Source organism: Brevundimonas sp., assembly GCF_036677305.1.
Taxonomy (GTDB): domain Bacteria; phylum Pseudomonadota; class Alphaproteobacteria; order Caulobacterales; family Caulobacteraceae; genus Brevundimonas.
In genome coordinates, this window is sequence record NZ_JAKFEB010000091.1 from 1 (window position 1) to 19,832 (window position 19,832).

Sequence of the window (19,832 nt, forward strand, 5' to 3'; positions counted from 1 at the left end):
CCTATTGCGGCGGCAAGCCCGATCGCGCGGCTACCCAGTCCACGACCGTCTTCAGCGCCTCCGGGGCTATGGTCTCCTCGATCGTCCCATACTCGGAGGGCGCGCCGGTTTCGGCGGTCTGCATGAGGTGGTTGAGGTCCGGCAGGATGACGATCTCGGCCGCCGGCTGGACCCGGGCGAGGACCGGCGCATTCTGGTCGGCCGGGACCTGAAGATCCTTGCCGCCGTAGAGCGCCAGCAGCGGAACGTGAACGGCGGCAAGCGCCGGCGCCGGATCGTGGGCGACGAACCAGCGGTACCAGGCCGAAACGATCGGGCGCACGACCTGCTTCGCCTGGGCCTCCGCCATGCCTCCCGCCGTCAGCAGGGCCACGGTTTCCCTCTCGGCGGCGGCGGCGTCATCCTTGTTGCGGGCGACGGCGTCCATGAGGGCGCGTTGACTGGCGTTGCCGGTCTCCACCTGTGCGGCCGGCAGGCCTGCGGCGGTGGCGAGGCGGCGCTGCTGTTCGACCAGTATGTCGCCGCCGTTGACCGAGGTTCCGGCCAGCATGACGATCCAGGCCGGCTCGCCGCCGCCCTCCGCGACCATGGGGGCGATGAGCCCGCCCTCGCTGTGGCCGATCAGGCCGATGCCGCGGGCGTCGATCTCGGGGCGGGTCCGCAGCCAGGCCATGGCGGCCGCCGCGTCGGTGGCGAAGTCGGCGGTGGTGTCGGCGGCGGCCCCTCCGCCCGATCCGCCGACGCCGCGGTCGTCATAGCGCAGCACGGCGACGCCGCGCCGGGTCAGGGCGTCGGCCCAGACGAGGAAGGGCTTGTGATTGAAGATGGTCTCGTCGCGGTCCTGGGCGCCCGAGCCGGTGATCAGGATCGCCGCCGGGAAGGGCCCGTCGCCGGTCGGCAGGGTCAGGGTTCCGGCGAGGGTGATCCCGGCCACGGCGTTGGGGAAGGTCACGTCCTCGCTGCGATAGGGGAAGGGCGCGACCGGCGTCTGGGGCCGCGAAGGGCCGGCGACCGAGACGACGTCCGCGGTGCGGGTCAGAACCACAGGCATGGCGGCGGGACCCTGGGTCAGGGCGCCGGTGATGGTTCCTCCGTCGGCGGACAGGGCGCCTTCGAACGATGCGCGCACGGCCGGGACCGAGAAACGGACCACCCCGCCCTCCAGCGTCGGCCCGTCCGCCGGGATGCCGTTGGCGCCCTGGTCGGGACTGTCGACGACGGCGGCTCCGGTCGGGTCGACCCGCAGCACGATGCGCAGGCTCTGTCCGCCGACGGAGAGGACGCCCTCCCACTGTCCCGCCAGCTGCGGCGCAGCGGCCGCCTGCAACGCCGCCACGGCGATCATCGATGTCAGGATCATGGGTCAGCCCTCCGCGGTCAGGATAGGCCGGGCGAGACGCGCGGCCAATATGCGGGTCTTGAATCGCAACCCGCCGACACCGATCTGGCGGTCATGACCGCATTCTCCGTTCTCGACCTGTCGCCCATCGTCGAGGGCGGCGACGCCCGCCGGGCGCTGCTGGAAACCACCGCCTTCGCCCAGGCCGCCGACCGGCTGGGGTTCAAGCGCTTCTGGGTGGCCGAACACCACAACATGCCCGGCATCGCCAGCGCCGCGACCGCCGTGGTGATCGGCCAGATCGCCGGCGCGACCGAACGGATCCGCGTCGGCTCGGGCGGGGTCATGCTGCCCAACCACGCGCCGCTGGTGATCGCCGAACAGTTCGGCACCCTGGAGGCCCTGTATCCGGGCCGGATCGACCTCGGCCTCGGCCGGGCGCCGGGCACCGACGGCGAGACGGCCCGCGCGCTGCGCCGCTATTTCGAGGCCGCCGACCAGTTCCCGCGCGACGTGATGGAGTTGCAGGCCTTCCTCGACGATCCGGTGGAGGGCCAGCGCGTCACCGCCTGGCCCGGCGCGGGATCGAAGGTTCCGATCTGGCTGCTGGGCTCCAGCCTGTTCAGCGCCGAACTGGCGGCGCATCTGGGCCTGCCCTTCGCCTTCGCCAGCCATTTCGCGCCCGAGCTGCTGATGCAGGCGCTGGAGACCTATCGCGCGGGGTTCCGGCCGTCGAAGGCGCTGGCCGAGCCGTATTCGATGGCGGCGATCAACGTCTTCGCCGCCGAATCCGATGCGGCGGCGGAGCGGCTGTCGACCTCGATGCAGCAGGCCTTCGCCGCCGTGGTCACGGGCAAGCCGGGGCGGGTCAAGCCGCCGGTGGACGACATCACCGCCGTGCTCGACGCGCGCCAGATGGCGGCCGTGCAGAGCCGGCTGACCTACGCCGCCATCGGGGGGCGCGAGACGGTGCGCGCGAAGCTGTCAGCCTTCGCCGGGCAGACGGGCGTCGATGAGGTGATGGTCACCGGCATGGTGTTCGATCTTGAAGACCGTATCCGCAGCCTCGAGATCACGGCCGAAGCGGTGGCGGGGCTTTAGGCCACGCCGGGCATCCGGAGGAACTCAAGCAGGAGCCGGTTCACCTCCTCGGCCCGTTCCTGCTGGATCCAGTGGCCCGCGCCCGGGATCACGACCTGCATCCGCAGATCGGTCGCCAGATCCTTCAGCCCCGCCTCATGCGGGCCCGCATAGTGGCGGACGGGGTCGCGCTCCCCCACGACGAAGGCGGCGGGCACGCCGATCCGTGCGTCCTGCAGATGGGCGGTCAGCGACCAGTTGCGGTCGAGGTTGCGGTACCAGTCGAGCGGCCCCTTGAAGCCGCCGGCCGAGAAGGCGTCGACGTATTCGGCGAAATGCTCCGGGCTCATCCACGGCGGCAGGGGCGCGTCGTCGGGCACGGTGGAGATGAAGCTCTGGCCCTCGGGGATGAAGCCCGTGGACTGCCGGCCGTCGGGGGTGGCGCCGTCATAGGCGAAGAACATCTTGCGCAGGGCGGCCGCCGGGTCGGCGTCGAAGACGGCGTGGGCGTCGGGGGCCTGGAAGCGGCTGATGTATAGGTCGCCCAGGCCGAGCCGTTTCGAGATCGCGGCCATTGCCGCCGTCGGCGGACCCTTGGGCCGGCGCGGCTGGAACGGGACCGACAGGCCGAAGACGGCGCGGAACATGTCGGGCCGGGTCAGGGCGCAATGCCAGGCCACCGGCGCGCCCCAGTCGTGGCCGACGACCACGCACGAGGTTTCGCCCAGCGCTCGGACCAGATCGACCATGTCGCCGACGAGATGCAGGATGGAGTAGTCCGCGACGTCGTTCGGTTTCCCGGTTGAACCATAGCCGCGCATGTCCGGCGCGACGGCGTGGAAGCCCGCCGCGGCCAGGGCCTCGACCTGCGCGCGCCAGCTGATCCCCAGTTCGGGGAAGCCGTGGATGAGCAGGACCAGCGGGCCGGAACCGGCCTCGAGGATTTGCTGGTTCAGGCCGTCTGTCTGGATGGCGCGCGATTGCATCCGGGCACCGGACCACTCGCGGGCGCGGGCTGCAAGTGCGCTAGAGCTCCGCGCCCGTCGTCCGCATGATCTCGGCGCGAAGTTCAGGCATGCCGTCGCCCTTCTCCGCGGAGGTGACGATCACGGCCGGATAGGCCGCGGGGCGTTTGGAGATGGCCTTCAGCGTTGCGGCCTGGACCTTTTCGGCCTCGCCCTTCTTCAGCTTGTCGGCCTTGGTCAGGACGATCTGGTAGCTGACGGCGGCCAGATCCAGGGCGTCCAGCGCCTCGTCGTCGACCTTCTTCAGGCCGTGGCGGGAATCGATCAGCAGATAGACCCGCTTCAGCGTGACCCGCCCGCGCAGATAGTCGCGGCCCAGATCCTGGAATTTCTTCACCGTCGATTTGGACGCCTTGGCCCAGCCGTAGCCGGGCAGGTCGACCAGACGCATCTTGCCGTCCAGGTCGAAGAAATTGACCTCGCGCGTGCGGCCCGGCTCGTTCGAGGCCCGGGCCAGCTTGTGCATGCCGACCAGGCCGTTGATCAGGCTGGACTTGCCGACGTTGGAACGGCCCGCGAAGGCGACCTCGGGCAGGTCGGGATCGGGCAGCTGCTCGATCTTGGCGCACCCCATGACGAAGGTCGCGGGGCGCGCGAACAGGATGCGCCCCTGCTCCAGTTCCTCGGGGGTGAACTCGTCCAACTCAGGCCTTCGCCTTCTTCAGCCGCTCGATGAAGGTGTCGATCGGGTTCTCGGCCTTCAGCCGGTGCATGATCACATACTGCTGGATGATGGTCAGGATGTTGGACCAGGCCCAGTAGATCAGCAGGCCGGCCGGGAAGGTGGCCATGATGAAGGTGAAGACCACCGGCATGAAGGCGAAGATCTTGCGCTGCATCGGATCCGGCGCGGGCGGGCTCATGGCCATCTGCAGCCACATGGTCAGGCCGTAGAAGATGGCCAGGATGCTGAGCGCGAAGGTGCCGGTCAGATAGGCGCCGATCAGCGGAGTCGACGCCGGGTCCCACGGAATCAGGCCGAACAGGTTCCAGATGGTCGAGGGGTCGGCCGCCGACAGGTCGCGGATCCAGCCGAAGAAGGGCGCGTGCCGCATCTCGATGGTCACGAACAGCATCTTGTAGACGGCGTAGAAGACCGGAATTTGCAGCAGCAGCGGCAGACAGCCCGCCAGCGGATTGATCTTCTCCTTCTGATACAGCGCCATCAGCTCCTTCTGCTGGGCGGCCGGATCGTCGGGGTGCTTCTTCTTCAGCTCCTCCATCTTCGGCTGGAGGGTCCGCATCTTGGACATGCTCTCGTAGCTCTTGTTGGCCAGCGGGAACATGATCAGGCGGACGGTCAGGGTCAGGCACAGGATGGCCAGGCCGAAATTGCCGAGGATGCCGTAGAAGAATTCGATCAGCAGGAAGATCGGGCGGGTCAGGAAGAACAGGAAGCCCCAGTCGATCGCATAGATGAAGCGCGGCAGGCCGAGGTCCTTCTCATAGGCCGAGAGGATCTCGTTGCGCTTGGCGCCGGCGAACAGGCGCTGGGTCTCGGTGATCTGGCGGCCCGGGGCGATGGTGTGCGTCTCGCCCAGCATGGTGGCCGAGTGGATGTCGGCGTGGGCGGCGTCGGTGACGCGGAAGGCGGCCTGGATGCGCTCGTCCTGCTGCGGGATCAGGGCGGCCAGCCAGTATTTGTCGGTGATGCCCATCCAGCCGCCGGTGGACGTGTGCTCCTGCACCGGCTTCTTGGCCCAGCCTTTGTATTTGAGCTGCTGGGTCGTGTATTTTCCGTCCGAGCCGAAGGTGCCGATGCCGCCCTCATGCAGGATCTGGTTGGTGCCGAGGGTGCCGGGCACGCCCTGGCGCTCGATCCGGCCCCAGGGCGCGATGGCGATGGGCTGGGCGCTGAAGTTGGCGACGGTGTCGGTGACCGTGAACAGATACTGGGCGTCGATGGCGATGCGGCGCGTGAAGCGCAGGCCCGCGCCGTTGTCCCAGGTCAGGGTGACGGGGGTGGTCGGCGTCAGGGTCGCGCCCTCGGTCAGGCGCCAGGGCGTCTGCGGACCGGGCACGCCGCCGGGGACGTTGGGGCCGTTCCAGCCGAACTGGGCCTGGTAGGCGTGACGCATGCCCTCGGGGCGGAACAGTTCGACGGCCGGCGAACCGGCGTCCATCGTCTCCTGGTAGCGGGTCAGGAACAGATCATCGATCCGCGCGCCGCGCAGCGACAGCGAGCCGGTGACCGTGTCGGTCTTGATCGGCACCCGGGCCCCGCCGCGCGCGAGGGCGATGGTGCGGTCGGTGGTGAAGATGGCGGCGCTGGGCGACGGCGCGGTGATCGGCGCGCCGGCCGTCTGCTCGGCGACGGCGGCCTCCTGGGCGGCCTTCCGGCGCTGGGCCTGCGGCTCCATCACGAAATAGCTGTAGGCCAGCAGCATGATGCCGGCGATCACGACAAAGAGGATCGTGTTTCGGCTGTTGTCTTGAGGAGGCATGGAGATCAGGAATCCTGGCCGGCGTTTGCGGGCGTCGTGGGCGCAGTCTTTGGCGCCGGCCGCGGGGTCGCGAGCCTTGTAAGCGCCGATTTCACATCGTCAAGCAAACGGTCCCAGGGACGGTCGGCCGTGCCCGCTCGGGCCACGAACACATAGTCGCTGCCGGGGACCGCCAACAGGGGGGCCATGGCCCGGGCCGCCTCTTTCAGACGGCGTTTGGCGCGGTTGCGGACGACGGCGTTGCCGACCTTGCGCGTGGCGGTGAAGCCCAGCCTCACCACCGGCCTGTCGTCGCCGCGGTCCAGCCGCTGCACGACCACGGCGCCGCGGGCCTCTGAAACGCCCTTCGCGGCCGCCAGAAACTGGGGCCGCGAAGTCATGCGTTCGATTTTGAAGAGTTCGGCCATGCGCCCGAGCACAGGCGCCGGACGACTTAGGCCGTCAGGCGCTTGCGGCCCTTGGCGCGACGACGCGCAACAATCTTCTGTCCGTTCTTGGTGGCCATCCGCGAACGGAAGCCGTGACGGCGCTTGCGCACGAGTCGCGACGGCTGATAGGTCCGCTTCACGTTCGGCTCCTGGGACTGAATACAGAGGGGCGACGGAAAGACGTCCGTCGCGGGAAGGGCGGGCGTATAAGCGGCAGGGCCTGAACTGTCAACGCCAACGGCCCTTCGGCGGAGAGAGAATGAACCGGTTCAAACGCTTTGCGCCTCTGATCGTACTGGCCGGCGTCATCGCCCTGATCTTCGCCATGGGCTGGAACCGCTATCTGTCCCTGGACACCATCCGCGATCACGGCGCGGATTTCCACGCCTTCAAGGACGCCAACTACATCCTGTGCCTGCTGATCCTGATGGCCGTTTTCGCCGTCCTGACGGCCAGCGTGGTGCCCGGCGTCTTCTTCGTCACCATCACCGCCGGCTATCTGTTCGGGCCGTGGGTCGGCGGGATTTCGACCTCGATCGCCGCCACGGCGGGGGCCCTGATCGTCTATGCCGTCGCCCGGTCGGCGCTTGGCGAGGCGTTGAGGCGCAAGGCCGCACGCGACCTCGGCTTGATGAAGAAGGTGTGCGACGCCATCGACCGGGACACCTTCTGGTATGTGCTGGCCTCGCGCCTGGCGGTGGTGGTGCCCTTCCACATGATCAATATTGCGGCGGGGATCATGGCGGTGCGGCTGGGACCCTATACGATCGCGACGGTGATCGGCCTCTTGCCGGCCCACATCATCTATTGCTGGATCGGCGCGCGGTTGAACGAACTGCTCATGACCAACCCCAATCCGGATTTCCAGGCCCTGTTCGGCCAGTTCTGGGCCCCGATGGCGGGCGTCTTCGTTCTGGCGGTGATCCTGCCGTTCGGTCTCAAGGGGCTGCAGAAGGCGCTCGGCCGCAAGGTTTCGGCATGAACGGCGCAGCTTTTGAACCCAGCTTTGCGTTAAGCGGCGCATGAACCGTTTCCGGCCCCTGCTCAGCGACGCCCGGCAGGCCCTGCGCATGCCCGCCGACTGGCGTGAACGGCTGAAATTCCACGCGCCGGACGCCCTGGCCTGGCGGCTGCTGCTGCTGACCTTCGTCTTCACCGTCGTGGTCGAGATCCTGATCATCGCCCCCAGCGCGGCCAGCTTCCACGAGCGCTGGCTGCTGGACCGGCTGCAGTCGGCGGAACTGGCCTCGGTCGGGGTCGAGGCCCTGCCCTATTCCGCCGTCGAGGACGACACGGCCGAACAGCTTCTGGCCATCGGCGGGGTGCAGGCCGTGGTCGTCGGCGACCAGGGCGTGCGGCGGCTGCTGCTGCAGGCCCCCAACCTGCCGCGCACGCCCGACCTGATCGACCTTCGCCAACGCCGGCCCGTCGCCCGGACCATGGACCCCTGGCGCACCCTGTTCGGCCACCCCGACCGCTCGATCCGGGTGCAGGCGCGGCCGCGCTACCGCTCGGGCGACTTCATCGAGATTCTCGCTCCGGCCCAGCCGCTGAAGCAGGAATTGCGCGCCTTCCTGCTCAACAGCCTGCTGATGTCCCTGCTGATCTCGCTGGTGGCGGGGGGACTGCTGTACGGCGGCCTGGCCTTCCTGGTGCTGCAGCCCCTGCGGCGGGTGACCCGCTCCATCGAGCATTTCGCCCTCGACCCGGAAGCCGCCGGCGATCCGCCCAGCGACCGGCATGACGAGATCGGCCGGGTCGAGCGGGAGCTGGCGCGGATGCAGGAGGAGGTGCGGGTTTCGCTGCGCTCCCGCGCCCGGCTGGTGGCGCTGGGCGAGGCGGTCGCCAAGATCAACCACGACCTGCGCAACATGCTGACCTCGGCCCAGCTTGCATCCGAGCGCCTGGCCGACTCCCCCGATCCCGAGGTGGCCAGGGTCCTGCCGCGGCTGGAGCGGGCGCTGGGCCGCGCCGCCGCCCTGTCGCGCAACGTGCTGGAGTACGGCAAGAGCGAGGAGCCGCCGCCGCAGCGGGTCCGCATCGCCCTGTCCCCCGCCATCGCGGCGGCGGCCGAGGACGCGGGCCTGACCGCCGAGGGCGTGCGCCTGACCCGGACCCTGCCCGCCCGCTTCGCCGTCCACGCCGATCCCGACCAGCTGCACCGCATCCTCGTCAATCTGATGCGCAACGCCCGTCAGGCCATCGAAGGCGACGCCACGCGGCGGACCGGCCGAAAGGGCGTGGTGCGGGTGAGCGCCTCGGGCGACGGCGGCGATTGCGTGATCCGGATCGCCGACGACGGGCCGGGCATTCCGCCCCGCCTCTCCGAAAGCCTGTTCGAGCCCTTCGTCAGCGGCCGCGCCTCGGACGGAGCCGGCCTGGGTCTGGCGATTTCCCGCGAACTGGCGGCCAGCCATGGCGGCGAGCTGACGCTGGTGGAGACCGGGCCGACCGGCACCACGTTCGAACTGCGCCTGCCGCATTAACCGTGCGGCGCCAAATCGCGCGACCGGCGTTATGTGTGGCGGACCGCCGCGAAACCGCCCAGCTTCACGGCAACGCTTTGACTCTCCCAAGGAGCCTTCCATGACCCGCTTCACCCTCGCCGCCGTCGGCGCCCTTCTGCTCGCCGCCGCCCCGGTGCTGGCCCAGACCACCGCGCCCCAGGCCGCCGTCTCCGGCAAGGTCCGGACTTCGACCGCTCCCGCCGGATCGGAGGAATGGCTGCGCCAGCGCGGCGAAAGCTACAGCGCCGCCCCGGACGCGGAACAGGACCCGGCAGAGGTCGCCGAGACGATCCGGCTGAACGCCGGGATCGCCGCCCGCAACGCCGCCGCCGAACGCGCGGAAGCCGAGGGCGCCGCGACCTATGAGCGGGAGAGCGCCCAATGGCGCGCGGAAACCGCCCGCCTCGAAACCCAGCGCGCCCAGTATGAAGCGGACCTGGCCGCCTCCAACGCCGCCCGCGCGGCCTATGAACGGGCCCATGCGGCCTGGGAGGCCGAGGTCGCGGCGTGCGAGCGGGCCCGACGCGTCTGCGTCACCACTCCGCCGGCAAAATACTGAGGCCCGGCTGTAACCTTTCGGCCCGCTTCGTCGTAGTTTCCCTCCGGGCGCTCGCCTCGCGCCGGAGGGACCATGACCGACACCGCCGCGGATCCGCCCCTGGATGACGCCGGACGCGCCCCTGACCGGCGCGCCGACCGTCCTCTGCCGGGCGGGCGGACCGACACCTACCGCCACCCGCCGCTGGTGCGGATCAGCCACTGGCTGAACGTGGCGGCGGTGGTGGTTCTGATCATGAGCGGGCTGAACATCCTGCTGGCCCATCCGCACCTGTACTGGGGCGTGCGGTCGACCTTCGCCGATCCGTGGGTCAGCATCCCGCCGCTGCCGGACCAGCTGCTGATCCCGCAGGGGCGCAACCTGGCGGAGGCGCGCAACTATCACTTCCTGTTCGCCTGGATCTTCGTCGCCAACGGCCTCGTCTATCTGGTCTGGAGCCTGCTGGGCGGCCGGTTCGCCCGGCGCATCTGGCCGACAGGGAGGGAGCTGAAGGGGTTCGGCGCCTCCGTGGCCGAGCACGCCCGGTTCCGCTTCCCCGCTGACGATCACGCCCGCGCCTACAATGTGATCCAGAAACTGGCCTATGCGGCGATGATCCTTCTGGTCCTGCCGATGATGCTGGTCACCGGTCTGTCGATGTCGCCGGGCTTCAATGCGGTGGGCGGAATCCTGCTGGAGATCATGGGCGGGCGGCAGTCGGCGAGGACGCTGCATTTCATCGCGGCGGCGCTCATCGTCGGCTTCATCGTCGTCCACGTCGGACTGGTGATCTGGACGGGGCCGGTCAACAACATGCGGTCGATGATCACCGGCTGGTTCGTGATCCAGCCGCCCGGCTCCACGGCCGGGCCGAAGCTCCGCCGCCGGACGGATGCGGGAGACGCCTCATGAACCGCCGCCGCTGGCTGACCGGCGCCGTGGCCGCCGCCGCGACGGCCTTTCTGTCCGCCTGTGACCGGGCCGGGCTCAGCCTGGCCGAACAGGCGCGGCGAATGGGCGAGGGCCTGACCCGGCGGGCCCAGCGGCTGCTGATCCCGCGCGACGCCTTGGCCCCGACCTACAGCCGGGCGGAGATTTCGCCGGACTTCCGGGCCAATGGCTCGATCGACCCGGCGGCGGCCGACTATGTGGCGCTGAAGGCCGGCGGCTTCGCCGACTACCGGCTGGTCATCGACGGGCTGGTGGAGCGGCCGTTGTCGCTGAGCCTGGCCGAACTGCGCGCGCGCCCGGCGCAGTCCCAGATCACCAAGCATGATTGCGTCGAGGGCTGGACCTCGATCGCCGAATGGACGGGGGTGCGGCTGGAAACCCTGCTCGACGAGGCGGGCCTGAAGCCCGGGGCGAAATACATCGTCTTCCACTGTTTCGACGCCCTGGATCAGCGCGAGGACGGGGCGCGCTATTATGAGAGCATCGACCTGGTCGACGCCCGCCACCCCCAGACGATCCTGGCGTACGGCATGAACGGCGAGGCCCTGCCCGTCCCGCACGGCGCGCCCCTGAGGCTCAGGGTCGAGCGGCAGATCGGCTACAAACACGCCAAATACATCCGTCGGATCGAGGCGGTGGAAAGCTTCGGTCACATCGGCGGGGGCAAGGGCGGATACTGGGAAGACCGCGGCTATGAGTGGTTCGCGGGAATCTGATCGACAACGACCGTGGCCCCGACGACGATGGATCCTCGATCCGCGATCACGGCCGGGACACGACCGTTGACGAACGTGAGGGGGAATTCTGTTGATCCGATTTGCGGGCGTTCTGGCCCTTTCCACGATGCTGATCGCGGCGACCGCCGGCGCGCAGGAACGGGTCGATCCCGAGTGGACCGCCAAGCCCGACGCAGCGGCCATGAGCGAAGCCTATCCGACATTCGCTGCCATGGCCGGGCTGGACGGCCATGTGACCCTGAGGTGCGGGGTGTCGCCTGACGGCGTCCCGTCGCTTTGCCGGGTCGTGGCAGCCCGCCCGGCGGGTCTGGGCTTTGATCGGGCGGGCCTTTCGCTGGCTTCGCTGTTCCGGGTGAGCCAAGCTCCTCTGGACAACACGACGGTCCCGGGCACGGTTCAATTCACCATCCGCTTCCGCATGGGGGAGGACGAAGCGCCGCTGCCGTGGACCGATCCGGAACCGACGCCCGAACACCTGGCCAACGCCCGCCTCTTCGTGGAACAGCTGGAATCCTGGAAGGTCCGGGACGACGGCCAATCATTCGAGACCATGAACCTGGATGTTGATCCGGCCCAGGAACCGCGCGTTCGGACGATCGTACTCGCGGTCAAGGCCGACCTGCTGGAGCAGGAGAAGCAGGGCGGGGCGATCATGCTTGCTCGCCTGCTCACGGCCGAACAGCTGGCCGACGCCATGGCGGGGGCAGAGCCGCCCGACGTGCCGGACGACCGGGAGATCCGGGCCAGTGACGCCTGGTTCCAGATGAACATCGATTCCGCCAAGCGGTTGAAACAGCTCTATTGCGCCGAGTTCGACTGCTCCCAGACGGCGCCGGAACCCGCGCCAGCGGCGGCGCCCTGACTTTTACAGCAGAACCTCTGCCCGCCGGCGGTCGCTTTCCAGCCCCGCGTCGATGACCTCCATGACCTCGAGCGCCTGCTCCGGCGGGACGGGGTTGGGGCCCTCGCCGCGCAGGGCGGCGGCGATCCCCGCATAGAAGGCGGGATAGTCGCCCGCCGGGCCCGGCGCGGAGGCGCGGGCGCCGGTCTCGCCGTCGACGAAGATCGCCGGGGCCGCATCGACGCCCCAGCCGGGCGCGCCGACCGGCTGCCCCGCCTTGAGCTGGTCTTCCTGCACGTCGAGGCCCGACTTGAGCCAGCTGCCCCCCGTCCCATGGACGGCGAAACGGACGTCGGGCGCGGCGATGACCATGGCGGCGTTCAGTTCGACCCGCAGGCCCTCGGCGTATCGCAGGGTCGCCCGCGCCCGGTCGGGACTCAGGCCGCCTTCGCGCTGGATCGACAGATCGCAGGTCACGCCCGACGGGCGGCCGAACAGGACCAGCATCTGGTCGATCAGGTGCGGACCCAGATCCAGCCAGACGCCGCCCCCCGGCCCCTCGCGCCACCGGTCGCGGACGACGGGACGGTGGCGGTCGAAGCGGGTCTCGACGGTGACGATCCGACCCAGCCGACCGCTCGCGATCGCGGCCTTCAGGGCCAGGAAGTCGGCGTCCCAGCGGCGGTTGTGAAAGACCGACAGCAGCAGGCCCTTTGACCGCGCCAGGCTCACGGCCCGGGCCGCGTCGGCGTGGGTCAGGGCGAAGGGCTTGTCGACCACCACCGCCTTGCCCGCGTTCAGCGCCGCCTCGGCCTGGGCCGCATGCAGGGCGTCGGGCGTGGCGAGCACAACAAGGTCGATCGCGGGATCGGCCAGCACGGCTTCGAGCGACGGCGCGACCCGGACTCCGGGCCAGACGGCGGCGACGTCGGCCGGCCGGCTGCTGACGATCGTATGCAGCGTCAGGCCGGGCTCGGCCGCGACCAGCGGCGCATGGAAGGTCCGGCCGGCGTTGCCGAAGCCGACGACGGCGACGTTCAGCGGCCGGCCCAGGGGCTCAGGCCTCCGCGCCCTCGGCCCGCTTCTTCATCATGGCGTCGAAGCTGCCCCAGACCCCTTCGGCCCCGTGCCAGGCGCCGGTGGTGGCGGCCTTGGAGTATTCGGTGGCGCGGGCCTCGAAGAAGTTGGCGTGTTCGACGCCCGACAGCAGCGACTGCAGCCAGGGCAGCGGGTTTTCCTTGACGCCGTAGACTTCCGGCAGGTGCAGCTGGCGCAGGCGCCAGTCGGCGATGAAGCGGATGTACTGTTTGATGTCGTCCGGCGTCATGCCGTTCACGGGGCCCATCTCGAAGGCCAGGTCGATGAAGCGGTCCTCCATCTCGACCACCGTCTTGCAGCAGTCGACGATGTCGGCGGCGACCTCGGGCGTGACGGCGCCCGTCTCCTTGTTGAAGGCGTGGTACAGCTTGATGATGCCTTCGCAGTGCAGGCTCTCGTCGCGGACCGACCAGCTGACGATCTGGCCCATGCCCTTCATCTTGTTCTGGCGCGGGAAATTCATCAGCATCGCGAACGAGGCGAACAGCTGCAGCCCCTCCGAGAAGCCGCCGAACATGGCCAGCGTCCGGGCGATGTCGGCGTTGGTCTCGACCCCGAACCGGCCCATGAAGTCATGCTTGTCGCGCATGGCCTCGTATTCCATGAAGGCGCCGAACTCGCTCTCGGGCATGCCGATGGTCTCGAGCAGAAGGGCGTAGGCCGCGATGTGGATGGTCTCCATGTTGGCGAAGGACGCCAGCATCATCTTGACCTCGGTCGGTTTGAACACCCGACCGTATTTTTCCATGTAGTTGTCCTGCACCTCGATGTCGGCCTGGGTGAAGAAGCGGAAGATCTGGGTCAGCAGGTTGCGCTCGGACGGCGTCAGATTGACCGCCCAGTCCTTCATGTCCTCGCCCAGCGGCACCTCTTCGGGCATCCAGTGGACCTGCTGCTGCTTCTTCCACATGTCGAAGGCCCACGGGTAGCGGAACGGCTTGTAGGCCGCCGACGGCGTGAGCAGGCCGGGGGTCGCGCCCCCCTTGGGCGTTTTGATCGAGACGTGCGCGTTCATGGGTACTGGGCTCTGGTCGGCGAATCCGAGGGTGGGATCACCATGCGGTCGGACGGGGCCGGCGCCAAGCCGAATTGCGGCTATATTGCGATCACTTTTTCCGCGACCGCTAGATGTGGTGTTCCCGGGACAGGCAGTTGGGGATGCGGCTGGGGACAAGCCCAAGGCCGGTCTATGGCTGCTGCGGGAACTCTCGGGCGCGGAAAGCGTCGCCGCGGCGTAGGCTGGTCCGTCGAAGGAGAGCCGTCATGACCTACACTGTTTACGGCGCCGCGGGTTCCGGCTCGGTCCCCGTCGAGGCCGCCCTGACCCTGATCGGCGCGCCCTATCGCGTGATCGAGGCCGTGACCTGGGAGGGGGAGGCCGAGCGCGACAAGGTGGCCCCGGTCAATCCGATGCGGCAGATCCCGGCCCTGATCACGCCCGAAGGCGAGACCGTCACCGAGAGCGCGGCCATCCTGATCTGGCTTGCGGAACAGCATCCCGAGGCGGCGCTGGGGCCCGAGCCGTGCGACCCGCGGAGGGCCCAGTTCCTGCGCTGGATGACCTTCATCCCGGCGTCGGTCTATTCGATGTACTGGGTCCGCGACGAGCCGTCCCGGCTGGGCGGCGACGACCCCGCGGCGCAGCAGACCATCCTCGGGCGCACGGCGGAACGGATCGCGGAATGCTGGGGCAGGATGGAAAGCCAGATCGTCCCCGACCGTTTCCTTCTGGGCCCCGAGCCGACTGTGCTTGATCTGTATGTCGCCGTGGCCAGCCGCTGGACCCCGCACCGGAAGCGGTTCCACGAGGTCGCGCCGCGCATGGGCGCCGTCATGCGACGCGTCGACGCCCTGCCGGAGCTTGAAGCCTTCTGGGCCGAGCGCTTCCCGCTGACGGGAAAATACGGGAGCTAGGCCGCCTCGGCGTCGACCGAGACATGCGCGTCCGGCAGGTCGCCGGACAGGGCGCGGTTCACGACGGCCAGCAGGCCGGCCTGGTTGATCGGCTTGGCCATGTGGGCGTTCATGCCGGACGCGAGGCAGCGGGCCACGTCCTCGGGCATGGCGTCGGCGGTCATGGCCACGACGGCGATGTCGTGCTCGGGTCCCGGCAGGGCCCGGATGCGGCGCGTGGCCTCCAGACCGTCCATCAGCGGCATGCGCACGTCCATCAGGACCAGATCGAACGGCTGGGCGGCGACGGCGTCGATCGCGTCCTGGCCGTCGCAGACCTCGACCACGTCGCAGCCGAAGGCCTCGAGCATGATGCGGGCGACTTCGCGGTTGACCGGATGGTCGTCGACGACCAGCACGCGGGGCGTCGCCGCGGCGGTTTCGCCGGCTCCGTCGTCGCGGATCCCGGGTGCGGGACGTTCCGTTTCGGCCGTCGCGTCGGCGGCGCGCGGCAGCGGCAGGTTGATGATGAAGGTCGATCCCTCGCCCGGCCGGCTGTCGACGTCGATGCCGCCGTTCAGACGGCGAACGTGGCGCGCCACCAGGGCCAGACCCAGGCCGGCGCCGCAGTGGCTGCGGCGGATCGAGGCGTCGCCCTGGGCGAAGGCCTCGAACAGGCTGGGCAGCAGCGCCGGCTCGATGCCCGATCCGGTGTCCGAAACGCGAATGCAGACACCGTCGGGGGACCGGTCCAGACGGACGGTTATCTCACCCTGTTCGGTGAATTTGACCGCATTGGCGATCATGGGATGAAGCGTCTGGCGCAGCGCCCGGCGGTCGCACATGAAGCGCGCGTTCGCCGGCAGACGGTCGTCGATCGTCAGGCTCAACCCCTTGGCGTCGACCGCGGCCCGGCTGGGCGCGGTCGCCTCGCGCGCCACCGCGGCGAGATCCAGCGCCTCGGGCGAGACGGCGTCGTCGCCGCGGGCGAAGTCCAGAATGTCCTCGACCAGCATCAGCAGGCCGTCGCTGGACTCCCGTATCTGGCGCGCCTGGCGCAAGGCGGTGGCGTCCAGTCCCGGCCGGCTGGCCAGGACGTCGGCAAAGCCCGCGACGCCGTTCAGGGGCGTGCGCATCTCGTGACTCATCATCGCCAGGAAGCGCGAGCGGGCGGCGGAGGCGTCCTCGGCCTTGCGACGGGCGTCCTGGGCCGCGACCGTCCGGGCCCGCAGACGCGCCTCGAGCCGGCGGCGCTCGGTCATGACCGTCGAGACCGGCAGCACGGTCACCACCATGGCCAGCAGGAAGAGATTGTAGACGCCCAGCCTGCGCAGCATCGGCGATACTGTTTCGAGGCCGGGCAGGTCCATGAGGCGGGTCAGATGGACCGGACCGTGTCCGGTCATGGTCGCGACGCCGCTGACGGCGGTCAGGCCGATCAGGGCGATCGCCGTCGTGGTCGGCGACAGCCGCAGGGCGATCAGCAGCATCGGCAGGAAACACAGGAAGCCGAGGGGCGCATCGTTCTGCCAGAACGTCAGGGCGGTCACGGCCAGCATGACGGCGATCAGGGCGGTCGCCTCGGGCCAGCGGGCGCGGGTGGTTCCATGGAACCGGTGGGCGCGGGCCATCAGCAGCAGCACCGGGGTCACCAGCAACAGGCCCAGCAGCTCGACGATGACGAAGGAATAGATGTTGAAGGCGCCGGCGGCGGTGAGCGGCGTCTGGCGGATCAGCATGGTGACGCCGTAGCCGAGGGCCGCCGTCGCGGCGACCGCGGGCAGGGCGGCGAACAGACCGAAGGCGAACAGCCGCCGCGGGCGGCGCATGTCCAGGGCGGCGCCGCAGACGCGCCGCGCCAGCAGGGCGGCGAGGGTCGCCTCGCCCAGGTTCATCACGGCGTTGAGCCACATCAGCATGCCGGCGTCGCCGCGAATGGCGTTGCTGAACAGGTTGATCAGGAAGCAGGCCAGCACGACCGTGATCGCCGGCCGCCGGTGCAGCTGCAGCAGGGCCGCCGCCATGATTCCGTTGGAAAGCCAGATCAGGACCGCGCCATAGGTGGCCACGCTCCAGTGGCCGATCAGCTGCGAGCCGGCGAACAGCAGCACATAGGCCCAGGCGGGCGGACCGGCGACGCGGCCCGCTTCATGCCTGAATAAACGCCAACGACCCTTCAACCCGAGCCTCCCCGGCCCCTTACTGGAACAGCCGGAGCGTTAGGGTGAATGCGTAAACAAATCCGTCTCATCCGCGACGCGGGGCCGCCGCAGGAACCGGGGGGCGACCGGAGCCGTTTCCAGACCCGCGCCGTCACCGGCCGGGAATGGAGAGCCGGATCATGTCAGACACCGTCGCCGACCCCAGTTTCCATCCGCCGCAAGAGGCGGTGGCCTTCTATGAGGAATCGCTGCGGCTGCTGAAGGAGAGCGGCATCCCCTTCCTGCTGTCGGGCACCTATGCGGTGACGGCCTATACCGGCATCCAGCGGCCCACCAAGGATCTGGACGTCTTCTGCAAGCCCGGCGACTACCCCCGCATCCTCGCCTTCTTCCAGGCCCGCGGCTACCGCACCGACGTCGAGGACGAGCGCTGGATCGCCAAGGTCTGGAAGGACGAGAAGCATTTCTTCGACGTGATCTTCGCCATGTCGAACGGCACGATCGCGGTCAACGACGCCTGGTTCGGGCCCGACACCATCGAGGTCTACGGCCACAAGGTCACCATCACCTCGCCCACCGCCCTGATCCTGTCCAAGGTCTTCATCCAGGACCGCTATCGCTACGACGGGGCGGACGTGAACCACATCATCCTCAAACAGTCGGCCGCCATCGACTGGAAGAGCCTGCTGGACCAGATGGACCTCTACTGGGAGGTGCTGATGGCGCATCTGCTGAATTTCCGGTTCGCCTATCCGACCGAGCGGGACAACATCCCGGCCTGGCTGATGCATGAGCTGACCGAGCGGCTGCGCGCCCAGGTCGATCTGCCGGCGCCGCGCGTGAAGGTGTGCCGCGGCCGGCTGTTCAGCGCCCGCGACTATATCTCGGACATCTCGGAGTGGGGCTTCGGCGACATCGTCGGCAAGGGGCTGGAGGAACGCCATGACCCCATCCACTGATCCTTCCACGGCGGAGAGCGCCAGCACGGGCGGGGACCCGCAAACACCGCAGCCGGGCATGGAGGCGGGGCCGAAGAAGAAGCTGCGCGTCGCGGCCGTCGGCGACCTGCACGTCGGCGAAACCCACGACCGCCCTCACCGGGAACTGTTCGACCGGGTGCATGAGGACGCCGACGTCCTGTGCCTGTGCGGCGACCTGACCAATTTCGGCAAGACGCGCGAGGTGGAGATCCTTCTGGAGGATCTCAGGGCCTGCAAGATCCCCATGGTCGGCGTGCTGGGAAACCACGAGCACGAGTGCGGACAGCCCGACCATGTGACGAAGCTGCTGTGCGACGCCGGGGTCAAGATGCTGACCGGCCAGGCCTATGAGATCGAGGGCGTCGGTTTCGCGGGCGGCAAGGGGTTCATCGGCGGCTTCGGCCGCTACATGCTGAGCCCGTTCGGCGAGGCCTCCATCAAGGCCTTCGTGCAGGAGGCGGTCGAGGACGCCAATGGCATCGAGAATTCGATCCGCATGCTGCGCACCGAACGGTCGGTGGTGCTGCTGCACTATTCGCCCGTGGTCGACACGGTGATGGGCGAGCCGCCCGAGATCCACGCCTTCCTCGGCTCGTCGCGGCTGGGCGAGACCATCGACCGCTATGACAACATCAGCCTGGTGGTGCACGGCCACGCCCACCGCGGCGCGCCGGAGGGCCGCACCAACAAGGGGGTGCCGGTCTACAACGTCGCCCTGCCCGTGCTGCGGACCCTGGGCGACACGCCCTACAGGGTGTTCGAGGTCTGAAACGCCGTGCGCGGCTGGAAACGCCGCCAGATCGCCCAGAGCAGCAGGGCCGCCAGGATGCCGAGGGCGTCGGCCAGCAGGTCGCCCCAGCTCGCGTCGCGGCCGACCATGCCCTGAACGATCTCGACCGCCCCGCCCAGCGCCAGCGCCGACAGCGCGGCCAGGGTGCGGGGAAGGCGGCGCCACAGAACGCCAATGCTCCAGAGGATGAGGCCGAACGAGACGAAGTGCGCGGCCTTGTCCCAGATGTTACTTGCGGCCTCGATGTTCTGGAACGGACCAATCATCGAGCCGACGACGACAACCAGCAGGACAACCGCCGTCAGGCGGATCATGAACTTCATCGTCGGGAACACTCGGCGGCGGGAGGAACGGGCTTCTATCAGTGCGCGAGCAGAACCCACACCCCGGTTGCGGCGAACCCTAGAGCCGCGGCGAGGCGAATCCATGTCAGAGGCAGCTTGCGGGCCGCGGCCTCGCCCAGCAGCACCGCCGGGCCGTTGACCAGCATCATGCCCAGCGTCGAACCGGCGACCACCAGCGGCAGGCTCTGGAACTGCGCCGCCAGCATGGCGGTGGCGACCTGGGTCTTGTCGCCCATCTCGATCAGGAAGAAGGCGGCGGTGGTGGTCCAGAAAACGCCGGCGAAGGTCTTTTCGGTCATGTCCGGCTCCTCGTCGAACCGGTCGGGGATGAGAGCCCAGGCGGCGAAGCCGATGAAGGCCAGGCCAACGCCCCAGCGCAGCCATTCGGCGTCCATGAACCGCGCCAGCACGGACCCGGCGAGGGCCGCGAAGGCGTGATTGGCCACCGTGGCCGCCAGGATGCCGAGGATGATGGGCAGCGGACGCCGCCATGTCGCCGCCAGCATGATGGCCAGCAGCATGGTCTTGTCCCCGATCTCCGCGATGGAGACGAGGCCGGTCGAAATCAGGAAGGCTTCCAACTCAGCTTCATGCGCGGGGGTTCGGCGGACAGACCATTGGCGTTCGCAGCCGGCCCCCGCGTGGTGGCGCCCTGCGAAGCCAGCGGTCTTGCCA

At 69.1% G+C, this 19,832-nt stretch carries 21 protein-coding genes; 10 read left to right on the forward strand and 11 right to left on the reverse strand.

Annotated elements, in window-relative coordinates:
* Position 1: 1 nt before the first annotated feature.
* Positions 2-1,360, reverse strand: coding sequence for an alpha/beta hydrolase family protein (locus V6M42_RS05500; RefSeq protein WP_332677691.1), 1,359 nt, complete (start codon positions 1,358-1,360; stop codon positions 2-4).
* Positions 1,361-1,453: 93 nt separating this feature from the next.
* On the opposite strand from V6M42_RS05500, the gene V6M42_RS05505 reads away from it, so the two are divergent.
* Positions 1,454-2,440, forward strand: coding sequence for an LLM class flavin-dependent oxidoreductase (locus V6M42_RS05505; protein WP_332659210.1), 987 nt, complete (start codon positions 1,454-1,456; stop codon positions 2,438-2,440).
* On the opposite strand, the gene V6M42_RS05510 is transcribed toward V6M42_RS05505, so the two are convergent.
* From V6M42_RS05510 to rpmH, 5 genes are read right to left on the reverse strand one after another with little or no spacing between them, the layout of a single operon-like run.
* A complete protein-coding gene (locus V6M42_RS05510; protein ID WP_332677692.1) occupies positions 2,437-3,405 on the reverse strand; it encodes an alpha/beta fold hydrolase in 969 nt (322 codons plus the stop codon). The two genes, V6M42_RS05505 and V6M42_RS05510, sit on opposite strands and share 4 nt — an antisense overlap.
* A gap of 40 nt (positions 3,406-3,445) precedes the next feature.
* The gene (gene yihA / locus V6M42_RS05515; RefSeq protein ID WP_332659208.1) at positions 3,446-4,087 is read right to left on the reverse strand and encodes a ribosome biogenesis GTP-binding protein YihA/YsxC; all 642 of its coding nucleotides are present in this window, start codon (positions 4,085-4,087) and stop codon (positions 3,446-3,448) included.
* Position 4,088: 1 nt separating this feature from the next.
* Complete coding sequence (gene yidC / locus V6M42_RS05520) at positions 4,089-5,888, reverse strand: membrane protein insertase YidC (RefSeq protein ID WP_332659207.1); 1,800 nt, start codon at positions 5,886-5,888, stop codon at positions 4,089-4,091.
* 5 nt (positions 5,889-5,893) lie between these two features.
* On the reverse strand, positions 5,894-6,295 hold the full coding sequence (gene rnpA, locus V6M42_RS05525) for a ribonuclease P protein component (protein WP_332677693.1): 402 nt from the start codon (positions 6,293-6,295) through the stop codon (positions 5,894-5,896).
* Between the two features lie 26 nt (positions 6,296-6,321).
* The gene (rpmH, locus tag V6M42_RS05530) at positions 6,322-6,456 is read right to left on the reverse strand and encodes a 50S ribosomal protein L34 (RefSeq protein WP_003164000.1); all 135 of its coding nucleotides are present in this window, start codon (positions 6,454-6,456) and stop codon (positions 6,322-6,324) included.
* A gap of 119 nt (positions 6,457-6,575) precedes the next feature.
* On the opposite strand from rpmH, the gene V6M42_RS05535 reads away from it, so the two are divergent.
* The 6 genes from V6M42_RS05535 to V6M42_RS05560 all read left to right on the forward strand — a co-directional run bounded on the left by V6M42_RS05535 (position 6,576) and on the right by V6M42_RS05560 (position 11,911).
* On the forward strand, positions 6,576-7,298 hold the full coding sequence (locus tag V6M42_RS05535; protein ID WP_332677695.1) for a TVP38/TMEM64 family protein: 723 nt from the start codon (positions 6,576-6,578) through the stop codon (positions 7,296-7,298).
* A 40-nt stretch (positions 7,299-7,338) separates the two neighbouring features.
* Positions 7,339-8,802 (forward strand): sensor histidine kinase, encoded by a 1,464-nt coding sequence (locus V6M42_RS05540; RefSeq protein ID WP_332677697.1) that lies wholly within the window; start codon positions 7,339-7,341, stop codon positions 8,800-8,802.
* A gap of 100 nt (positions 8,803-8,902) precedes the next feature.
* Positions 8,903-9,382, forward strand: coding sequence for a hypothetical protein (locus V6M42_RS05545; protein WP_332659203.1), 480 nt, complete (start codon positions 8,903-8,905; stop codon positions 9,380-9,382).
* A 72-nt stretch (positions 9,383-9,454) separates the two neighbouring features.
* Positions 9,455-10,273, forward strand: coding sequence for a cytochrome b/b6 domain-containing protein (locus V6M42_RS05550; protein ID WP_332677699.1), 819 nt, complete (start codon positions 9,455-9,457; stop codon positions 10,271-10,273).
* Complete coding sequence (locus V6M42_RS05555; RefSeq protein ID WP_332677701.1) at positions 10,270-11,028, forward strand: molybdopterin-dependent oxidoreductase; 759 nt, start codon at positions 10,270-10,272, stop codon at positions 11,026-11,028. Before V6M42_RS05550 ends, V6M42_RS05555 begins: the two co-directional genes overlap by 4 nt.
* A gap of 91 nt (positions 11,029-11,119) precedes the next feature.
* Complete coding sequence (locus tag V6M42_RS05560; protein WP_332659200.1) at positions 11,120-11,911, forward strand: energy transducer TonB; 792 nt, start codon at positions 11,120-11,122, stop codon at positions 11,909-11,911.
* 3 nt (positions 11,912-11,914) lie between these two features.
* Here V6M42_RS05560 and V6M42_RS05565 read toward each other — a convergent pair whose 3' ends face one another.
* Positions 11,915-12,943 carry an oxidoreductase gene (locus V6M42_RS05565; protein ID WP_332677713.1) on the reverse strand — a complete coding sequence of 343 codons (1,029 nt, stop codon included), beginning with the start codon at positions 12,941-12,943 and terminating at the stop codon, positions 11,915-11,917.
* Positions 12,944-12,947: 4 nt separating this feature from the next.
* Positions 12,948-14,003, reverse strand: coding sequence for a ribonucleotide-diphosphate reductase subunit beta (locus tag V6M42_RS05570; protein ID WP_332659199.1), 1,056 nt, complete (start codon positions 14,001-14,003; stop codon positions 12,948-12,950).
* Between the two features lie 248 nt (positions 14,004-14,251).
* Between V6M42_RS05570 and V6M42_RS05575 the strand changes: the two genes are divergently transcribed.
* Complete coding sequence (locus tag V6M42_RS05575) at positions 14,252-14,902, forward strand: glutathione S-transferase family protein (protein ID WP_332677703.1); 651 nt, start codon at positions 14,252-14,254, stop codon at positions 14,900-14,902.
* Here V6M42_RS05575 and V6M42_RS05580 read toward each other — a convergent pair.
* Entirely contained in the window at positions 14,899-17,061 is a 2,163-nt protein-coding gene (locus V6M42_RS05580) for a response regulator (protein ID WP_332677705.1), read from the reverse strand. The genes V6M42_RS05575 and V6M42_RS05580 overlap by 4 nt on opposite strands.
* A 161-nt stretch (positions 17,062-17,222) precedes the next feature.
* Between V6M42_RS05580 and V6M42_RS05585 the strand changes: the two genes are divergently transcribed.
* Together V6M42_RS05585 and V6M42_RS05590 are read left to right on the forward strand one after the other, a co-directional pair.
* The gene (locus V6M42_RS05585; protein ID WP_332659194.1) at positions 17,223-18,002 is read left to right on the forward strand and encodes a hypothetical protein; all 780 of its coding nucleotides are present in this window, start codon (positions 17,223-17,225) and stop codon (positions 18,000-18,002) included.
* The gene (locus V6M42_RS05590) at positions 17,986-18,792 is read left to right on the forward strand and encodes a metallophosphoesterase family protein (RefSeq protein WP_332677707.1); all 807 of its coding nucleotides are present in this window, start codon (positions 17,986-17,988) and stop codon (positions 18,790-18,792) included. The genes V6M42_RS05585 and V6M42_RS05590 overlap by 17 nt, the downstream gene beginning before the upstream one ends.
* On the opposite strand, the gene V6M42_RS05595 is transcribed toward V6M42_RS05590, so the two are convergent.
* On the reverse strand, positions 18,771-19,127 hold the full coding sequence (locus V6M42_RS05595) for a VanZ family protein (RefSeq protein ID WP_332677709.1): 357 nt from the start codon (positions 19,125-19,127) through the stop codon (positions 18,771-18,773). The genes V6M42_RS05590 and V6M42_RS05595 overlap by 22 nt on opposite strands.
* A gap of 47 nt (positions 19,128-19,174) precedes the next feature.
* A complete protein-coding gene (locus tag V6M42_RS05600) occupies positions 19,175-19,738 on the reverse strand; it encodes a TMEM165/GDT1 family protein (protein WP_332677711.1) in 564 nt (187 codons plus the stop codon).
* Positions 19,739-19,832: the final 94 nt, after the last annotated feature.